Source organism: Arsenophonus sp. ENCA, assembly GCF_002287155.1.
GTDB lineage: Bacteria > Pseudomonadota > Gammaproteobacteria > Enterobacterales > Enterobacteriaceae > Arsenophonus > Arsenophonus nilaparvatae.
In genome coordinates, this window is the sequence record NZ_NHNG01000137.1 from 1 (window position 1) to 561 (window position 561).

Annotated in this window: 2 protein-coding genes; both read right to left on the reverse strand. The window is 36.5% G+C overall.

Annotated elements, in window-relative coordinates:
- A partial coding sequence (locus CBG25_RS03780; RefSeq protein WP_290604617.1) for a replication initiator protein A occupies nucleotides 1-143 on the reverse strand: 143 nt, incomplete at its 3' end.
- A gap of 2 nt (nucleotides 144-145) precedes the next feature.
- Nucleotides 146-561, reverse strand: a 416-nt coding sequence (locus tag CBG25_RS03785; RefSeq protein WP_290604615.1) for a transposase, incomplete at its 5' end; no start/stop codon positions are given.

A 561-nucleotide genomic window follows, 5' to 3' on the forward strand; every position in this document is an offset into this window, starting at 1 on the left:
GTAGAGGCATCTAGAAAGATTTCATAATCTGGGAGGTCATTTGTTACACATAGATTCTTAACTAATCTTTTAAATTCTCTTTTATTTGATGAGCTACCTGTTTTTAAATGAAGTTTTTCTAAACTAACACGAGTTTCGCACAAAACTAATTTGGGTACGCTAATAAAACACGGATGTGCTCAGCAATAGCATTTTTGATTACGTCCCAATTTTGTTGATAAAGGGTTATATTTTCAGATATACGACGTTTATGTTGTTCAAACCACGCAGAAATAGCGAGAAAAATATGATTTCTTTGCGCTCGGCTCGTGCGAGCCTGACAGCGTTCAATACCACAATTTTGTTTAACTTCTCGATGATAAACTTCAACAGACCAACGGGCATCCATGATAGATTTGACGTATTCACGGGTGGGATTCTCTTTGTTTGTTACTATGTAATCAATACGGCCGTTTTTGGCTGTAAATTTGAAAACAGTCACCCAACCGTAGCCTCGTAAGTGTATTGGAGTTCCTTCTTCTGAGATGTCTAACTTGTTCAGTTGTTTATTATGGTTAACAA